Source organism: Methanocalculus sp. (assembly GCF_029762515.1).
In the GTDB taxonomy this organism is placed as follows: Archaea; Halobacteriota; Methanomicrobia; order Methanomicrobiales; family Methanocorpusculaceae; genus Methanocalculus.
This window is the reverse complement of the sequence record NZ_JARVGN010000407.1, coordinates 1-1977: the sequence shown is the minus strand read 5'-3', so window position 1 is coordinate 1977 and position 1977 is coordinate 1. Positions and strand designations below refer to the sequence as shown.

General features: G+C 47.0%; 1 protein-coding gene. It reads left to right on the top strand.

The annotated features are described in order from the left end of the window. Positions 1-1977: DUF1156 domain-containing protein (locus QCH34_RS11545; protein ID WP_300334329.1), on the top strand; the 1977-nt coding region annotated here is incomplete at both ends.

Below are 1977 nucleotides of genomic sequence, written 5' to 3'. Positions count from 1 at the left end.
TGAAGTGCGCAAATGGGGGCAGTGGGTGAAGGAGGAGGCGGAAAAGGAACTCGCCGAGTTCTACCCCAAAGATCCGGACGGGGCCACGCCGATTGCCTATCTCTGGGCGCGGACGATCACCTGCGAGAATCCTGTGTGCGGGGCGGAGGTGCCATTGATTGGTAATTTTTGGCTTTGCCGCAAAAAAAGTCCATCATTTGCATTATCATTGGACACAAATAAAGAAGATAAAATAATTGACTTGACTATCCGTAAAAATCCAAATCCTGATTCTGTAAATAAAGGGTTGACAAAAAACAACAAGGCAACTTGTCCAATTTGTGAATATGTAACTCCCACAAATAGTGTGAAATCACAACTTTTCAAGAAAGATGGGGGTAACAATGACGCCAAATTGTATTCAATCGTCATAAGTAAAGGTCATGGTCAAGGTTCAACATATCGCATTGCTAACAAGCAAGATGAATTGGTGGCTTACAAAGCAAAAGAGAAATTGTCAAATTATTTAAATTATTATTTGCCTGAAAGAGATATTTGTCTGATTCCTGACGAATTGAGCCCTCCTAAGGGAGCATTAGGTTATCGATTTCAACCCTATGGGATTCGTTATTGGCGAGATCTTTACAATCCGCGACAATTGCTCACCTTAACAACATTTACTAAAATAATTGGTAGTAATAAAATTAAAGAAAAAATCATTCAGGAAAATGGAGAAGAGAAAGCAACTATCATCCAAATTTTATTATCGCTTGCGATTGGAAGATTAAACGATAGGTGTTGCACTTTATGTCGATGGGAACCTGATTACTTGAAAATTCAGGCCGCAAATGGAGGCGAAAACAAGATGCCTATGCGTCTTGATTATGTCGAATCCAATCCATTTGGAGGAAGAAGTGGCGATTGGGGAGGGAATGTTGAATGGATCGCGAAAGTTATTGAACACATCTCCACCTCAGTAATAACTCACCCGGGAGTCTCCGAATTATCAGCTGCCCAAAAACAAATTCTTCCAAGTGAATCTGTTGATGCATTTGTTACCGATCCTCCGTATTATGGTGCTTATGGATATAGCGATCTGTCTGAATTCTTTTACATCTGGTTGCGCAGATCAATCCCATTAGAACTGAATAATTTATTTAAAAAGCAAAAACCCCCAAAAAATGAAGAAGCGATAGTCATTGAAAAGGAATTGTCTGATGGTCGGGGTCTAAAAGATCATGAAAATTACCTCCATTCAATGAAATCAAGTTTTGAAAATGGTAGAATCACTCTGAAATACAACGGTGTTTCGGTCATTGTATTTGCCAGTAAGGATACTGCTGCGTGGGAAGCGATCTTAGAAGCATTGATTTCGTCAGGGTGGATTATCACTGGATCTTGGCCGATCGATACTGAAATGGCACATCGAACAAGGGCAATTGGATCGGCGGCATTAAATTCCTCAATTCATATCGTTTGCCGCCCACGCGAGAACCCCGACGGCTCCCTCCGCACCGAAGACGTGGGCGACTGGGGCACCGTGCTCAAAGAACTCCCTCCCCGGATCCACGAGTGGATGGAGCGGCTCTCCTCCGAAAACGTGGTCGGAGCCGATGCGATCTTCGCCTGCCTCGGGCCGGCCCTCGAGATCTATTCCCGATACTCGAGGGTTGAGAAGGTCTCCGGCGAGGAGGTGACACTCGGGGAGTACCTCGAGCATGTGTGGGCAACGGTCTCCCGAGAGGCGCTCTCGACGATCTTCCGGGACGCCGATACCGAGGGTTTCGAATCTGACGCCCGGCTCACCGCGATGTGGCTCTGGACGCTCTCCACCGGCAACGGGAACGGCAACGGCAATGGCGAGGAGGCCGCAAAGAGCACCGCATTCGGGCTTGAGTACGATACCGCCCGCAAGATTGCCCAGGGGCTCGGGGCTCACCTCGACCAGATGCCCGGCCTTGTCGAGATCAAGGGCAGCAACGCCCGCCTGCTGCCGGT